The sequence below is a fragment of the Lentzea sp. NPDC051213 genome (assembly GCF_044455585.1).
Lineage (GTDB): Bacteria > Actinomycetota > Actinomycetes > Mycobacteriales > Pseudonocardiaceae > Lentzea.
In genome coordinates, this window is sequence record NZ_JBITEX010000008.1 from 152170 (window position 1) to 167294 (window position 15125).

Annotated in this window: 12 protein-coding genes; 3 read left to right on the forward strand and 9 right to left on the reverse strand. The window is 68.9% G+C overall.

Annotation, left to right across the window (positions count from 1 at the left end):
- Positions 1-54: 54 nt before the first annotated feature.
- The 4 genes from ACIA8G_RS32500 to lanKC form a co-directional block, all read right to left on the reverse strand.
- Positions 55-1773 carry an ABC transporter ATP-binding protein gene (locus ACIA8G_RS32500; protein ID WP_396422520.1) on the reverse strand — a complete coding sequence of 573 codons (1719 nt, stop codon included), beginning with the start codon at positions 1771-1773 and terminating at the stop codon, positions 55-57.
- Positions 1773-3389 (reverse strand): ABC transporter ATP-binding protein, encoded by a 1617-nt coding sequence (locus tag ACIA8G_RS32505; RefSeq protein ID WP_396422521.1) that lies wholly within the window; start codon positions 3387-3389, stop codon positions 1773-1775. The genes ACIA8G_RS32500 and ACIA8G_RS32505 overlap by 1 nt, the downstream gene beginning before the upstream one ends.
- Before the next feature lie 144 nt (positions 3390-3533).
- A complete protein-coding gene (locus tag ACIA8G_RS32510) occupies positions 3534-3692 on the reverse strand; it encodes a SapB/AmfS family lanthipeptide (protein WP_396422522.1) in 159 nt (52 codons plus the stop codon).
- Positions 3693-3727: 35 nt separating this feature from the next.
- Complete coding sequence (lanKC, locus tag ACIA8G_RS32515) at positions 3728-6289, reverse strand: class III lanthionine synthetase LanKC (protein ID WP_396422523.1); 2562 nt, start codon at positions 6287-6289, stop codon at positions 3728-3730.
- 610 nt (positions 6290-6899) lie between these two features.
- Between lanKC and ACIA8G_RS32520 the strand changes: the two genes are divergently transcribed.
- Positions 6900-7463 carry a hypothetical protein gene (locus tag ACIA8G_RS32520; RefSeq protein WP_396422524.1) on the forward strand — a complete coding sequence of 188 codons (564 nt, stop codon included), beginning with the start codon at positions 6900-6902 and terminating at the stop codon, positions 7461-7463.
- 65 nt (positions 7464-7528) lie between these two features.
- Here the strand turns inward: ACIA8G_RS32520 and fabF are convergent, their stop codons facing one another.
- The 5 genes from fabF to ACIA8G_RS32545 form a co-directional block, all read right to left on the reverse strand.
- Positions 7529-8764, reverse strand: coding sequence for a beta-ketoacyl-ACP synthase II (gene fabF / locus ACIA8G_RS32525; protein WP_396422525.1), 1236 nt, complete (start codon positions 8762-8764; stop codon positions 7529-7531).
- Positions 8761-8997, reverse strand: coding sequence for an acyl carrier protein (locus tag ACIA8G_RS32530; protein WP_030465146.1), 237 nt, complete (start codon positions 8995-8997; stop codon positions 8761-8763). Before ACIA8G_RS32530 ends, fabF begins: the two co-directional genes overlap by 4 nt.
- 46 nt (positions 8998-9043) lie before the next feature.
- On the reverse strand, positions 9044-10021 hold the full coding sequence (locus tag ACIA8G_RS32535) for a beta-ketoacyl-ACP synthase III (protein ID WP_396422526.1): 978 nt from the start codon (positions 10019-10021) through the stop codon (positions 9044-9046).
- Complete coding sequence (locus ACIA8G_RS32540) at positions 10018-10947, reverse strand: ACP S-malonyltransferase (RefSeq protein WP_396422527.1); 930 nt, start codon at positions 10945-10947, stop codon at positions 10018-10020. Before ACIA8G_RS32540 ends, ACIA8G_RS32535 begins: the two co-directional genes overlap by 4 nt.
- 194 nt (positions 10948-11141) lie before the next feature.
- The gene (locus ACIA8G_RS32545) at positions 11142-12344 is read right to left on the reverse strand and encodes a PucR family transcriptional regulator (protein ID WP_396422528.1); all 1203 of its coding nucleotides are present in this window, start codon (positions 12342-12344) and stop codon (positions 11142-11144) included.
- Positions 12345-12464: 120 nt separating this feature from the next.
- On the opposite strand from ACIA8G_RS32545, the gene ACIA8G_RS32550 reads away from it, so the two are divergent.
- Together ACIA8G_RS32550 and ACIA8G_RS32555 are read left to right on the forward strand one after the other, a co-directional pair.
- Positions 12465-14024 (forward strand): alpha/beta hydrolase, encoded by a 1560-nt coding sequence (locus ACIA8G_RS32550; protein WP_396422529.1) that lies wholly within the window; start codon positions 12465-12467, stop codon positions 14022-14024.
- 207 nt (positions 14025-14231) lie between these two features.
- Positions 14232-14999 (forward strand): hypothetical protein, encoded by a 768-nt coding sequence (locus ACIA8G_RS32555; protein WP_396422530.1) that lies wholly within the window; start codon positions 14232-14234, stop codon positions 14997-14999.
- Positions 15000-15125 lie beyond the last annotated feature (126 nt).

Consider the following 15125-nt stretch of genomic DNA (forward strand, 5'->3'; position numbering starts at 1 on the left):
GCACGTTCGGGCCGATAGACGGCCCGAACGTGCTTTTCGCGCCAAAAAACCCCGCTACCGTTTGGGCAGCGGGGTTTCCTCGTGGTGCGTGGGGTCCCACGCCAGCATGAGCCGCCCGTAGAGCGGCGAGGACTTGAGCAGGTGCTCGTGCGTGCCGAGCAGGGGCTTGCCGCCGTCCATGACCAGCACGCGGTTCGCCCGCAGCGCGGAGCTGAGCCGGTGCGCGATCACCACGAGAATGCCTTCCCGTTCCGCGAAAACCCGTTCCACCCGTGCTTCCGCGGCCGGGTCCAGGTGTGAGGTCGCCTCGTCGAGGATCACGACGCTCGCGGACGTGACGTAGACCCGCGCGAGTGCCAGAAGCTGCGCCTCACCAGCGGAAAGTCCCTCGCCGGCGTGGCCGAGGGCGGCGTCGAGGCCACCGAGCCGGTCCAGAAGTGGTTTGGCGCCAACCTTTTTCACCGCCGCGGTGAGTTCCGCGTCGTCGGCCCACGGTGCGAGCAGAGCGAGATTTTCTCGCACAGTGCCCGTGAACAGGTAGGTCTCCTGCGGGATCAGCGCGATCGCGTGCTGCCTGATCGTGGGCAGCACCAGGTCGACGGGCGCGCCGCCGAACAGGACGTTGCCGAAGTCGGGCGGCATCAGGCCGGTGAGCAGACCGGCCACAGTGGACTTGCCGATGCCGGACGGCCCGATCACGGCCAGGTGGTCGCCGGGACGCAGGTTCAGCGAGAGGCCGCGCACCACCGGTTCCGCGTCGGGGCTCCAGCCGAACGTGACGTCCTTGAGCACGAAGTCGCCGTTCGACGGGACTTCGTCGCCCGACTCGTCGGTCGTCCGCGGCGCCGCTTCCTGAAGTCGTTTGAGCGCAACCATCAGCCGCATCACGACGGTGCTGGTCGTGCGCGCGAGTCCGTGCAACGCGGGGTTGACGCTGTTGGTCAGGTACACCACCGCTGCCAGGACAGCGCCGGTCGTGAGCCGGCCCGATGCCACGAGCGGGGGAGCGAACGCCACCAGCAGCACGACCGGGGTGAAGCCGCCGATTGCGATCACCGTGGCGCGCAACGAGTTCGCCCACGCGACGGTGATGGTGGCCCTGGCCTGCCCGTTGATCTGCGTGGCGACGTCCCGGTACGCCTCGGCCGAGGCGTTGCAGGCCGCGACGTCGCGCAGGCCGGTGAGCACCGCGCCGGACGCTTCCGCGGTGTGTTCGTCGGCGAGCACGACATCGCGTTGCCGCTTGGCGAGCGAGGGCAGCATGAGTCCGAAGAGCACCAGCGCGGCCACGATCGGCAGCACGACCAGCCAGATCAGCGCGGCGGCCGTGGTGGCGAGCCCGATGAGCGCGGCGACCGTGGTGACCAGCAACGCGCGGGCCTGCACCAGCACGCCGGCGGTGGCGTCGCGGACCACCTCGACGTGCCGGGTGATCATCGCGACCGCGCTGGCGTCCGGGGTCCTGCGGTGCGTCGGGTCGTTCAGCACGCCCTTGACGACCTGCGTGACGAGCGCGTCGCGCATGGGTTCGACGACGTCGCCGAGCCGTGCGAAGACCTGCCGCTGGCCGAGTGCTCCTGCGACAGCGAGCGCGGCGAACGCGAGCAGCCACAGGACTCCTGCCAGCGGATCTCCCGCGGCGAAGCCCTGGTCGACTGCGGTGCCGACGAGCTTGCCGCCGAAGAACGCGGGGATGCCCTCGAGCATGGACCAGCCGAGCAGGACGAGGACACCACGGCGGTGTCCGGCGAGCGTGGAGAGGTAGAAACGCATCACTCGCCCCCGGTGAACACGGCGCGGTAGTCCTCGTCGTCCCAAAGCTCCTGGTGCGTGCCGGTACCGCGCACCCGGCCGTCGTCGAGCCACACCACGAGGTCCGCTCTCGCCGCGGTGGCCGCCCGGTGCGTCACCACGACCCGTGTCCGCCCTGGTAGGGCGCTCGTCAGGGCGGCGTCCACTTTGGCCTCGGTCACCGTGTCCAGACTCGCGGTGGCGTCGTCCAGCACGAGCACCTCGGGATCGCGCACGATCGCGCGTGCCAGGCCGATCCGTTGTGCCTCACCGCCGGAGAGCGGGGCGTCGGCGACCGGCGTTTCGTAGCCCTGCGGCAGGCGGATGAGCACGTCGTGCACCTGAGCGGCGACGGCGGCGTCTCGCACCCGGATCTCGTCGGCGTCTGTGCCGTAACCGATCGAACGGCCGATGGTCGCGCCGAGCAGCGCCGGGCGTTCGAAGGCGTACCCGACCCCGCCGTCGCGCAACACCGTGCCGGCGTCCACTGGGGACAGTCCACCCAGCACCGCGGCCAGCGTCGACTTGCCCGAACCGGAGCTGCCCACGACCGCGGCGAACGCGCCGGCCGGGATGGTCAGGTCGACGTCGTGCAGCGCCCCGTCGACGCTGACGTTCCGCAGTTCGATCGAGCCGTTCGACGACTGGGGAGCGGGACGCGCGCGGGCGGGGGTGTCGAGGACCTCGGCGATGCGGGAAGCGGAGGCGCGGGTGCGTTCCAGCACGGTCAGCTGGGTCATCTGGCCGACGATGCCCATGCCGAGGGCGGCGTAGCCGAGGGCGGCGAGCACGTCTCCGGTGCTCAGCCTGCCCTGCATCACGCCGAAACCGGCGGCGGCCAGCACCGCGACCTCGACGGCGGGCAGCAGCAGTCCGGCTCGCCACATCATCTTCGCCTGGGTGCGCCACATGCCCACCCCGGCCGCGGCGAGCTGGGGAAGTGGTTGCAGCACACGGGCTGTCTCGCGGTCGGCGATGCCAGCGGCGGCGATCGTGCGCAGGCCGGAGACCGAGTCGAGCAGACGGGCCGAGACCTCGCCCGAAACTTCCTGGTACGCCAGCACGTCGTCAGCGGTGAGGCGCATGTGCGTGCGGACCAGCAACCCGGCCAGCGGTGCGCTGATGAGGAACACCACCGCGAGCCGCCAGTCCAGCAGCGCGAGCGCGATCACCGAACCGACCGAGGACACGACGGTGACCGCGAGGCTGATGACGGTGACGGCGACGCCGCCCGCGTTGCCGCAGTCACCGGTCACGCGGCTGACGGCGTCTCCCGCGGCGAACGGTCCGGGGTGACCGAGAGCGAGCAGGTGCCGGGCGACCCGGCGGCGCAGCCACGCGGTGCCGCGGGCCGTGATGCTCGCGGCGAGCACGATGCCGATCGCGTCGCCGAGGATCTCCGTACCGGCGAGCACGAGCAACCACACGATCGTGACCAGCACGAACGTGCCGCTCAGTGCCATGTCGACGGCGTTCGCGAGCGCGGCGGGAAGAAGCAGGCCGCCGGTCGTGGCGACGGCGGCGTTGAGCAACAGCAACCACGGGCGGTGGTCGCGCTTGACTGCGGAGAGCAACAGCTGGTCACCGGGTTTGGCCATCGGCTGTTCCTCCGGAGGTGACGAGGGCCCATCATGAAGCGAGGGGCCCGGCAGCTGGCCGGCTGCCGAGCCCCTCGTCTGGCTGGTGAGCGGCATACTTCGCCTATGCCGCTCATCCGCCGTCCACGTGCGGGTGAAGCGTGATCAGCAGAGGATCAGCGACGCACTGCTGTGGCTGCAGGGGAGCAGCAGGGACGCGCTCGACGCGGTGGTCGAGCCGCCGCCACCGCCGCTGCCGCCCGCCATCATGTTGGGGGAGGTCTCGGGCGTCTCGAGGTCCTGCATGTCAAGGATGAAACCCATGACTACATCTCCTTGTTTCGAGGGATCGTTCACTGCTACCGGTCTGTGCAGACCGGCGTTCTGGTGCCCAGGAAGGGCAGTGGTGAGCGGCCGTCCACTGTGGACGCGATGGCGAGCAGCACGCCCGCACCGCCGGTGTTGAGGTCCATGGAGAGCCGGCGCAGCTGCACGCCGGGGAACGCGAGCCCGCCGCCGTAGCGCGCGGCGTGCCAGCCCAAAGCTTTGAGGTGCCGCTGGATCGCCCGCTCGAACCGTTCGTCCGGGGTCAGTCGCGTGGCCTGGGTGAGGGTGGCGATCAGACCGGCCCTGCCCAGCATGAACGCGGGCTGGATGACGAACTCGCCGGTGCAGCCGCTGAGCAGTTCCGGCAGCTTCTCGACGCACGGCCGTTCTGGCGCGATCTTCGCGAACTCGGTCAGCACCAACGCGATGCCGGCGCCGCCGATGCCGACGTACGGGAGCGTGCGCAGTGAGCCGTCGCGCACCTGCAGCGAGCCGTCCAGCGCGATCATCGTCTCGGCCAGGTCGCGTTCGAGCGCCTGTTCGGACAGCTTGAGCCAGCGGCGTTCCGCGGTGTGCTCGTACATCCGCAGGAAGAACAACGCCGGTCCCGACCAACCGTGCAGCAGACCGGCCTTGGCCTTGGCCCCCGGTGCGGGTACGTCGGCGAGCTGCTTCGCGAGCCGTTCCGCGAGCTGTTCGGCGTCCGCCGCGAAGCGGTCGTCCTGCCGGACCTCGGAGAAGTGCAGCAGGTTGAGCCCGATGCCGGACAGGCCGGCGCTCAGCCCGTGGTCCTGGGTGGTGGGGAGCAGCTCCGCGTAGCTCTCGACGATCTCGGTCGCGGCGTCGTGGTGGCCGAAGTTCTCCAGCACGTACGCGATCCCGTGGGCGCCGACGAAGAAACCGGCCTGCTTCGGCGGTTCCCGGCGGATGGCGTCGAGCAACCAGTCCTCGTGCTCGGGGTACCGGCCCTCGCCCGCAGCGTCGAGTGCGTGGAGCACGCCCGCCGCGCCGTAGCCGAAGCACGCGCCGCCGACCTCCCACTGCTCGATGTCGCCGGGGAACAGCCGGTCCTTCCGCTGCGGCGTCGCGCTGTGCAGGATCGCCGTGGCGATCTCCTTGCGCACCACCGTCCAGTCCGGGTTCTCCTGGTCGAACTCGGTGAACGCCGGGTCGGTCGGCGGGTCGACGCGCGGGGTGAGCACGTCGATGATCGGCCGGCAGTACTCGTCGCTGAGACCGAACCGCTGCTGGATGACGTGGACGTGCTGGCGGAGCTTCGCGGGCGACAGCTCCAGGACCGTGTTGAGCGGCAGGAAGATCCAGAGCCTCAGCGCGGCCATGGGGTGCGCGTCGATGTCGAAGCCCTCGCGGTCGGGCGGTGCCTGGAACCCCGGCGCGCCCAGCGTCGGCCTGCGGACGTCGTCGATCGTGGAGGAGAGCTCGAAGTCGATCAGCGAGATCTCGTCGTCCTCGTCGACCAGGATGTTGAGGGTGTGCAGGTCGCCGAACACGACCCCGCGCTCGTGGACGCTGGCCATCAGGGTCTCGACCCGGTCGACCATGCGGAGCGCGCGCTGGGTGTACTCGGTGATCGTCTCGTCGCTGACGTCCTTGTGCGTCAACGGGTAGTGCCGGCCGAGCCACTGGCCGAGCGACCTGCCCGGCATGTACTCCATGGCGACGAAGAGGTGCTCCCACTCGGTGAAGCGGTCGTACACCTCGGGCACGCCGGGGACGCCCTGAAGCCTGGTGAGGATCGCGTGCTCGCGCTCCAGCCGTGCCACCGCGTCCTCGCCCTCGCGGTCGAGTCCGGCGTGCGGCCGCGCTTCCTTGAGCACGAGCTCCTTGCCGTCGGACTTCCTGGTCGCGAGGTAGACGCCGCCGCCGTTGGAGAAGTGCAGCGAGCTCTTGATCTGGTACGGGAATCGCTCGGGGTCGCCGGCGTTGCGCTCGGCGAGGTGGGGCGCGAGGAACGCGGGCAGCTCGATCCACTCCGGCACGCTGAAGATCGGCTTGCGCTTGTCCTGCACGAGCACGCCGTCCGGCCCCTCGATCGCGAGCACCTGCTGCCCGTCGATCTCCAGCCACTGCTCGGCGAACCCGCCGTAGCGCACGTAGAGCGGTCCCTTGCCGAACCGCAGGTCGCTCAGGATGTAGGCGCCGTGCTGGCCGTCGAGGATCTCCGCGAGCTCGGTGAGGACGGTCTCGAGCTGCTCGGTGCTGGTCGGGTAGATCGTGACCAGCTTGCCGCTGCCCTCACGGGGCGCGTACTTCGAGTTGCGGGCGAGCACGATCGACATCGACTGCAGGTATTTGAACGAGATTCGGCGCTCGACGCAGTAGTCGTAGGTCGCCTTCAGCACCTTGCCGGCGTTGTCGAGGCCGGCCGACACGTGGATCTTCCACCCTTGGTTCGGCAGTTGTACACCCTTCGGGTGCTGATGCCGCCACACGTTGCGCTCGACCATCGTCCAGTCGGGTGGGAGCGCGGGGAGTTCGGTGGAAAAGTCGTCCTTGGGGGTGGTTTCGGTGCTGCTCTGCAGATCGTAGAACTGTCGATCGGCGAAGCAGTACGCCTCGTATCTGAGGTCCACCGAATTCCCCTCCTCCGTTGGTTTGCGTTTTCTTTATGCGGCATATTTCCGCACGATTAAGCGCCTATGGCCAATCCGCCATTCGAGGTATATGGGTAGGCCGTTCGTGGTCAAAAGATGCATGGTTACCGGTGCGTATGTGACGGCCGGTGATGAAGTTTGGGTCCAGATCACCCGGTTGCAAGGTTTCTGAGTGGCGGGTCAATCGGGTTGTGCCTGGAAGGCGCTAAACGGCACCGGATCGTTCTTGATATTGCACGTCCGTGAGCTGCGGTATTCCACCTCGATCCAGACCTATAGTTGTGCGAGGGCAATGGTCCGATACGCGCTGTGTTGCATGCTCTTTTCGGGTGAAGCCTCGAATGGCTGCTTATGCGTGTTTACTGCGGCCGATCGGCGGTAGCGACTCACCCGGAAGAACTCATTCGGAGTATGAGATTGGGCAACTACTTTTATGTAGCAGTCATTGTCTTGCTACATGCAACTCGCTAAATTCACGGGGAATGTAGACTTTCGGGTGAATTTTATGTTTAGGCGTAACACGACCCCGTTTGTGAGCGGCGCTCTGCTGCCCGGCGTGTCGTGCGGCTAGGCTGCGGGGGTGGGGAGCGTGGCGAACCGCTGGCTGGTGCCGGCCGTGGTGGTGATCACCGGTGCCGCGGTGGCGGCGGGGATGGTGGGGCGGACCGTCTACTCGCGGGTGCCCGAGGCGAAGGGCACGCCGGCGGTGCCGTCGTCGTCCGTCGCCGGGCCGTGGCCTGGGATGTCCGAGGTGCTGCTGAGTCCTGACTCGTTCACGCACCCGGACCGGTCTTCGGTGCAGGCGGTGCTGCAGAAGTACTTCGACGCGATCAACGCCCGTGACTTCACCGCGTGGCGTGGGGTGGTGTCGGCGCGGCGGGCCTCTCAGGCTGTCGAGTCGACGTGGATGTCCGCGTACGAGACCACCAAGGACGGCGGGATGGTCGTTCAGCGCGTCGAGTCCGACGTGCTGGGGAAGCGGCTGCGGGTGTTGATCTCATTTGTATCCACGCAGGATGTTTCGAAGGCTCCTGTGGCGTTGCCTGAGCGCTGCATCCGGTGGCGGGTCGTGTACGTGATGGTGTGGGAGGGCGGGGAGCTGAAGGTGGACGAGGCTCCCGAGAACCGGACTCCCCAGATGGAGAAGTGCTGAGCGCGTGAGAACGCACGATGCCCCGGCCCGCCGAAGCGGACCGGGGCATCACGTGCAGGTGGAACCTAGGCCGGAGTGAAGGCCAGTGCCACGTTGTGGCCGCCGAAGCCGAACGAGTCGTTGACCGCGGCGTCCAGCTTGATCTTGCGAGGCTCGCCCGCCACCACGTCCAGGGACACGGCCGGGTCGAGGTTGTCCAGGTTGAGGGTCTGGGGAACGATGCCGTCGCGGATCGAGAGGACGGTGATGATGGCCTCGACCGCGCCCGCCGCGCCCAGCAGGTGCCCGAGGGAACCCTTGGGAGCGGTCAGGACCGGGTGGTCGCCGATCGCCTTGCGGATCGCCACGGTTTCCGCGACGTCGCCCACCGGGGTGGAGGTGGCGTGGCAGTTCACGTGGCCCACGTCGGACGGGTCGATGCCGCCGGACCGCAGCGCTGCGGCGATGGCACGGGACTGACCGACGCCCTCGGGGTCGGGGGCGGTGATGTGGTAGCCGTCGGCCGAGGTGCCGATGCCCGCCAGGCGGCCGTAGATCTTGGCGCCACGGGCCTCGGCGAAGTCGCGGCGTTCCAGGACCATGACTCCCGCGCCCTCGCCCAGGACGAATCCGTCGCGGGCCGTGTCGAACGGGCGCGAGGCCTTTTCGGGCTCGTCGTTGCGGGTGCTCATGGTGCGGGCCTGCGAGAAGCCCGCGACCGGGATCGCCGTGATGCACGCTTCCGCGCCGCCCGCCACGATCACGTCGGCCTCGTTGGCCTTGATCATGCGGTAGGCCCACGCGATGGCCTCGGCGCCTGACGCGCAGGCGGAGACCGGGGCGTGCACACCTGCCTGTGCCTTCAGTTCCAGGCCCACGTGCGCGGCCGGGCCGTTCGGCATCAGCATCGGGACGGTCAGCGGCGACACCTTGCGCAACCCGTGCTGCTCCAGGAGGTCGTCCTGGGTCAGCAGGGTGATCGCGCCGCCGATGCCCGTGCCGATGATGACGGCGAGGCGCTGGCGGTCGACGGTGTCGTCGTTGTGCCCGGCGTCGGCCCACGCCTGGCGGGACGCCACGATGGCGACCTGCTCGGAGCGGTCCAGGCGCCGCGCCTCGACGCGGGGCAGTACCTCGGTGGGGTCGACGACGAGCTGCGACGCGATCTTGACCGGCAGGTCGTACTTCTCGACCCAGTCGTGGGTCATGGGGCGGACCCCGCTTTTGCCGGCCAGGAGCGCGTCCCAGGTCGACGTGACATCACCACCGAGCGGGGTGGTAGCACCCAGCCCGGTGATGACGACGTCGATGTCGGACGTCACTTGTTGCTGGTGATGTAGTTCACCGCGTCACCAACGGTCTTGAGGTTCGCCAGCTCGTCGTCCGGGATCTTCACGCCGAACTTGTCCTCCGCCTGGACGGCGATCTCGACCATCGACAGCGAGTCGATGTCGAGGTCGTCCACGAAGGACTTCTCAGCGGTGACGTCGTCGGCGGCCACACCGGCGACCTCTTCGACGATCTCGGCAAGGCCGGACAGGACGTTGTCGCTCACTGAAGTTCCCTTTCGATTGAAACAGTTGAAAAACCGGGGGTGGTACTCACGGGCACCGGACCACCTGCCCCGCGTAGGACAGGCCTGCGCCGAAACCGACCATCAGCACCACGTCTCCGCTGGAGATCTCGCCCGCCGCCCGCATGTGGTCCAGCGCCATGGGGATGGAGGCCGAGGAGGTGTTTCCGGATTCGACGATGTCTCGAGCGACCTTCAGGTCCGCCCGCGCACCATTGTTGCGCAGGCGCTTGGCGATCGCCTCGATGATCCGCAAGTTTGCCTGGTGCGGGGCGAACACGTCCACATCGGACAGTTCGACACCCGCGAGTTCGGCGGCGCGGATCGCCACGGGCGCGATCTGGGTCGTCGCCCAGCGGAAGACCGTCTGGCCTTCCTGGTGGATGAAGGAGTCGCGGTCGGCGATGGCGATGACCTCGGACATGTCACCGGCCGAGCCCCACGCGACAGGGCCGATCTGGTTCTCGTCGCTGGCGCCGATCACGACGGCACCCGCGCCGTCCGCGAAGATGATCGCGGTCGAGCGGTCGTCCTGGTCGGTCCAGTCGGTGAGCTTCTCCGCGCCGATGACCAGCACGTTGCGCACCGTGCCAGCGCGGACGATGTCCGCGGCCGTCGCGACGGCGTAGCAGAAACCGGCGCACGCGGCGTTCAGGTCGAACGCGGCGGCCGCCTTGATGCCGATCTTGTCGGCGACCTGCGCGGCGGCGTTCGGGATGGTCGACGGCATGGTGCACGTCGCCACGATCACGGCGCCGATGTCCGCGGAGGTGAGGCCCGCGTCCTCGATCGCCTTGTTGCCGGCCGCGACCGACATGTCCACGACGCCCTCGTCCTTGGCGGCCACGCGGCGGTTGACGATGCCGACGCGGTCGCGGATCCACTCGTCGGAGGTGTCCATCCGCTGAGCGAGGTCGTGGTTGCTCACCACCGTCTCGGGCTGGTAGCTGCCGAGGCCGATGATGCGGCTACCCGCAGATGCCTGCGGGGCCTTGAAGGTCGTCACTTATTGGCTCCAACGGTGTCGAAGAGCTCCGCGACCTTGTCGAGCTGGTCCGGGGTCTTCAGGGCGAGGGTGGCGGTGCCCTTCATCGCACGCTTGGCGAGACCCGTGAGCACGCCGGCGGGCGGCAGCTCGACCGAGCCGGTGATGCCCTTCTCGACGAGGGTGACCTGGCAGACGTCCCAGCGGACGGGGCTGGTGACCTGGGAGACCAGGCGGCGCAGCACCTCGGTCCCCTCGGTGACGACCTGACCGTCCTTGTTGGACACCAGCGGCAGCAACGGGTCGTGCGTGGTGACTTCGGCGGCACGCGCGCGCACAGCGTCTTCTGCGGGCGCCATGAACTTGGTGTGGAACGCGCCCGCGACAGCCAGCTTGCGAACCTTCGCCGTGCCCGGCGGGTTCGCCGCGAGCTCGTCGAGCGCGGGGTGCGGACCGGCCGCGACGATCTGGCCGGCGCCGTTGCGGTTGGCGGGCACGAGACCGAGCTCCTCGAGGCGCGCGAGCACCTCCTGCTCGTCGCCGCCGAGCACCGCGGCCATGCCGGTCGGCTCGAGCGCGCACGCCTCGGCCATCGCGGCACCGCGCACGGCGGCCAGCGCGACGGCGTCGTCGGCGCTGATGACGCCCGCGACCGACGCGGCGGCCAGTTCGCCGACCGAGTGGCCGCCGACGATGAGGCCGGTGGGCAGTTCGACGCGGCGGCGCAGCTCACCGAACGCGAGCAGCGCGAGCGCCACGACCAGTGGCTGGGTGATCGCGGTGTCGACGATCTCGTCGGCCTCTGCGGTGGTGCCGAGGCGCACGAGGTCGAGGCCCGTGATCTCAGACCACGTGCGCACCTGCTTCTCGGTCCCCTCCAGTTCGAGCCAGGGGGCGAGCATGCCGGGCGTCTGGGACCCTTGTCCGGGCGCGAGGAGTGCGATCACGTCGATTACTAAAGCTGGTGAACCCACCGGTACCCCATGCCGTAAAGAACGAAGTACGGCGATCGTATTTGTAGAGACCCTACAAAAGTGTCATCCAGGTGAACGTTGCTGGACGTAAGCCCAGCTCAGCGCGGTGAGGTGTCGTTTGGCCCTCACCCTAACGGATGTGTGCGAAGTCGGTCACAGGCCGTTCGCTACCACAGGCCCCGGGAGCGGGCAAGGCGTCCTACAGACAATGCGACGCGAAGCACAAGTGCGTCTCGAGCGTCATGTGCATTTCTTCCCGTCATTTCCTGAACGCGCCGAAGACGATATCTGACCGTGTTCGGGTGCACGAACAGCCTTTTCGCGCACGTCTCCAGCACGCCGCCGACCTCCAGGAACGCGTCCACGGTCTCCAGCAGCGCGCCGCCGGCGTCCTCCAGCGGCCGGGCAACCCTGTCGACGAGCTGCCACTCGGCCTCCGGATCGCCCGCGAGCGCCCGTTCCGGCAGCAGGTCGAGCGAGCGGACGGGCCTGGGCGCGGCGGGCCAGCCCACGACCGCACGCAGCCCGCTCAACGCGTCACTCGCGCTGCGGTGAGCCTCGGAGAGCGAGGCCACTGTGGGCCCCGCCACCACGGGCCCCTCGCCGAAGCCCTCGGAGATGCGGCCCAGCACGTCCTCACCGGTCTCCGTCGGCCCGCCGAGCACGACGACCAGCCGTGAGCCCTGCACGGACAGCAGCACCGGCCGTCCCGCGCGGGCGGCCTTGCTGCGCACCGAGTAGACGATCGCCGGCGGGTCCTCCGCGCCGGGGTTGCCGACCAGCACGGTGGCTTCGAGTCCCGGGTCCCAGCCGAGCGCGGCGGCCCTGCTGAGCAACGACTCCTCGGGATCGCCACGCACGATGCCGTCCACGACCAGCGCTTCCAGCCTGGCGTCCCACGCGCCGCGCGCCTCGGCGGCCGTCGCGTAGGAGGTGGCGGCGGAGAAGGCGATCTCCCGCCCGTACCGCAGCACGCCCTCCATCAGCAGCGCGCGCTCGGCCTCGTTCGCCGCCATCTCCGGCATCTGCTCCTCGAACAGCTCCAGCGCTATCCGGACCAGTTCGACGGTCTGGCGCAGGCTCACCCAGCGGGAGATGTCCTTGGGGGCACTGCGAAACGCGTCCGCGGTGAGCCGGATCGCCTGCTGGCGGTCGTGCAGCCACTCGACGAACCCGGCCACGCCGTTCTGGATCAGCAGCAGCACGCTGGCCCGCTGGTCCGCGGGCATCCGGGCGAACCACGACAGCCGCCGTTCCATCTCCGCCACGCTCGCGGTGGCGAGTGAGCCGGACGCGCGCTCGATCTTGCGCATCGTGCGGGCGGACAGGGTGGGCGGATGCTCCTCCTTCGTCTTGGCTGTGCTGCTCATAGCCGCAGCTTAAGGCCCTGGAGGTGACATCACCGGTACGGGTGACAGAACCCATGCAGCCGTTTGAACGGCCATACCTTCGGCAGCAGAGGTCAGTTCGTTCGGCGCGGAGGTTTCGTCTTGCGTAGGTACCCGGCTCTTGTCCTGGGGGTCGTCGCCCTCCTGGTCACCAGCGCGACCGCCTCGGCGGACCCACCCGACCCGCTCGCCGAGTACCTCGCCCAACCGGTCAAGTGGGCGGCGTGCGGCGGAAAGCTCGGCGAGCTGGAGTGCGCCACGCTCGTCGCGCCGCTCGACTACGCCAAGCCGGGCGGCGACAAGATCAACCTCACGATCAGCCGCAAGAAGGCCGTGGCGCTGGACCGCAGGCGCGGTGTGCTGTTCACCAATCCGGGTGGACCTGGTGGGTCGGGGCTGAGCCTGCCGCAGTTCCTCGCGAAGTCCGAGCTCGTGCAGGTCTACGACGTCATCGGCCTCGATCCCCGCGGCGTCGGGGCGTCCACCGCGCTCAACTGCCGTGCCGCGCCCGCGATCGCCGCACCGGAGTCCCGGCCGGCGGACGGCGAGTTCGGCAAGTGGGCGGCCGAGGCGCGCGAGGCCGAGGAGGCGTGCCAGAAGTCGTCCGGCGGGATCCGGCAGTTCATGAGCACCGCGAACACGGCGCGGGACATGGACGTCGTGCGCGGCGCGCTGGGTGAAGCGAAGATCAACTACCTGGGCTACTCGTACGGCACGTACCTGGGCGCGGTGTACGGCACGCTGTTCCCGAACCGCCTCGACCGCAGCGTGCTCGACTCGGCCGTGCACCCGGAGTGGATCTGGCACGAGCAGTTCCGCCAGCAGGCCGTGGCGTACCGGCACGACGTCGAGGCGTGGGCGTCGTGGGTGGGGGAGCGCAACGAGAAGTTCGCGCTGGGCAAGTCGCAGGGCGAGGTGCTGGCCGAGGTGGAGAAGGTCGCCGCGAAGCTGCACGCGACGCCGATCGGTGAGCACGACCGGTCCGCCTTCGACGGCGCGGTGGGTGTGGGCGGCCGCTACCGTCCACTGTGGTCGGACCTGGCGTCGATCGTGGTGAAGCTGCGGTCGGGGGAGAAGCCGGCGAACACGGAGGGCGCCAAGGCAGGGCAGGAGCTCGCGAAGACGGGTCTGCAGGAGCTGCGGTCCGGGGTGTTCGACACGGTGACCTGCGAGTCGGACTGGCCGACGGACCTGCACGTCTACTACGAGGACATGCGGACGTTCCGGGAGCGCTACCCGTACGGCTTCGGCATCGTCCGCGCCGCGCCCATGACGTGCACGTTCCGCTCGTTCAGCCCGCCGGAGGGGCCGGTCAGGATCGGGCGCAACGGGTACCCGGTCGGCGTGATCGTGCAGTCCGAGGGCGACACGCAGACGCAGTACTCCGGCGGCCCGGCGATGGCGGAACGGCTGGGCCACAACCTGATCACCGTCAAGGACGAGGGCAAGCACGGCATCTACGGCGGCGGCAACAAGTGCGTCGACGAGCGGGTGAACCGCTACCTGATCGACGGGGCGTTGCCGGGCAGCAGCTCGGAGTGCGGCGGCGACGCGCGGCCGGACGTGCCGAAGGACGGTCAGGGGGGAGCCGCGCCGACCCTGTCGCCGGACCGCATCCGGGCGTATCTGGACGGTCGTGGCGTGAGTGCCGGAAGGCCGTAGAAATGTGGAATCGCCCGACACGGAGCGTGTCGGGCGATTCCCTCTCCCCGGTCCCCACCGGTAGCTCCACTCTGGACTGTATTGACACAAAAATCCACGTCAGCCACCCTTTCGTGTCACAGTGTCGAAGTTGCTGAGCGGTGTGATCCGCGAAACGATCAACTGGTCGGATCTTCACTCACCGCAACACTGTTCGAGGAGGGCCCCGTGGGCTCGCAAATCACCGAGGGCCTGGGCCAGGCGTGGGCGATGGTCGCCACGTTCGTGCCGAAGCTTCTCGGATTCCTGCTGGTTCTGGTCATCGGCTGGTTCATCGCCAAGGCGCTCGCCAAGGGCGTGGAGTTCCTGCTCAAGCGGGTCGGCTTCGAGAAGCTCGTGGAGAAGTCCGGCCTCACCGGCGCGATGAAGCAGTCGCCGATGAACGCTTCCGGCCTGATCGCCAAGATCGTCTACTACTTCGTGCTGCTCATCGCGCTGCAGCTGGCGTTCGGCGTCTTCGGCGCCTCCAACCCGGTCAGCACGCTGCTGAACGAGGTCATCGCGTACCTGCCGCGCATCGTCGTCGCGCTGGTGCTGGTGATCGTCGCGTCCGCGATCGGCACGGCGCTCAAGGGCCTCGTGACCGGTGCGCTCGGCGCCCGCTCGTACACGCGGATGCTGGGCAACATCACCTACGGCTTCGTGATGGCGCTGGGCGTCATCGCTGCGCTCAACCAGCTCGGCATCGCGATCTCGGTGACGATGCCGGTGCTGATCACCGTGCTCGCCACGGTGGCCGGTGTGATCGTCATCGGTGTCGGTGGCGGCCTGATCCGCCCGATGCAGCAGCGGTGGGAGGGCTGGCTGACCCGCGTGCAGGACGAGGCGCAGGCCCAGTCGCCGATGCCGCGCGCGTCCCACGAGATGCCCGCCACCGTCGGCGGTCGCGCGGACGACGCGACGCCGCCCGCCGGCACGCCGATGGGTGAGAAGTAGTTCTCGCTTTCTCGTTCTCGCGCCGAAGGGGCTCCTCACACCGGGGGCCCCTTCTTCGTTGTTTGGCGGTTCTCCAGTTCCGGTCCAGTGGGCGCACGGAGTCTCGTATCCACCCGAACTGTTCCG

Bases quoted from the DNA above. Each gene is read 5' to 3' on its own strand.
- ACIA8G_RS32500 (WP_396422520.1), bottom strand. From the start codon at position 1,773: ATGCGTTTCTACCTCTCCACGCTCGCCGGACACCGCCGTGGTGTCCTC.
- ACIA8G_RS32505 (WP_396422521.1), bottom strand. From the start codon at position 3,389: ATGGCCAAACCCGGTGACCAGCTGTTGCTCTCCGCAGTCAAGCGCGAC.
- ACIA8G_RS32510 (WP_396422522.1), bottom strand. From the start codon at position 3,692: ATGGGTTTCATCCTTGACATGCAGGACCTCGAGACGCCCGAGACCTCC.
- ACIA8G_RS32545 (WP_396422528.1), bottom strand. From the start codon at position 12,344: ATGAGCAGCACAGCCAAGACGAAGGAGGAGCATCCGCCCACCCTGTCC.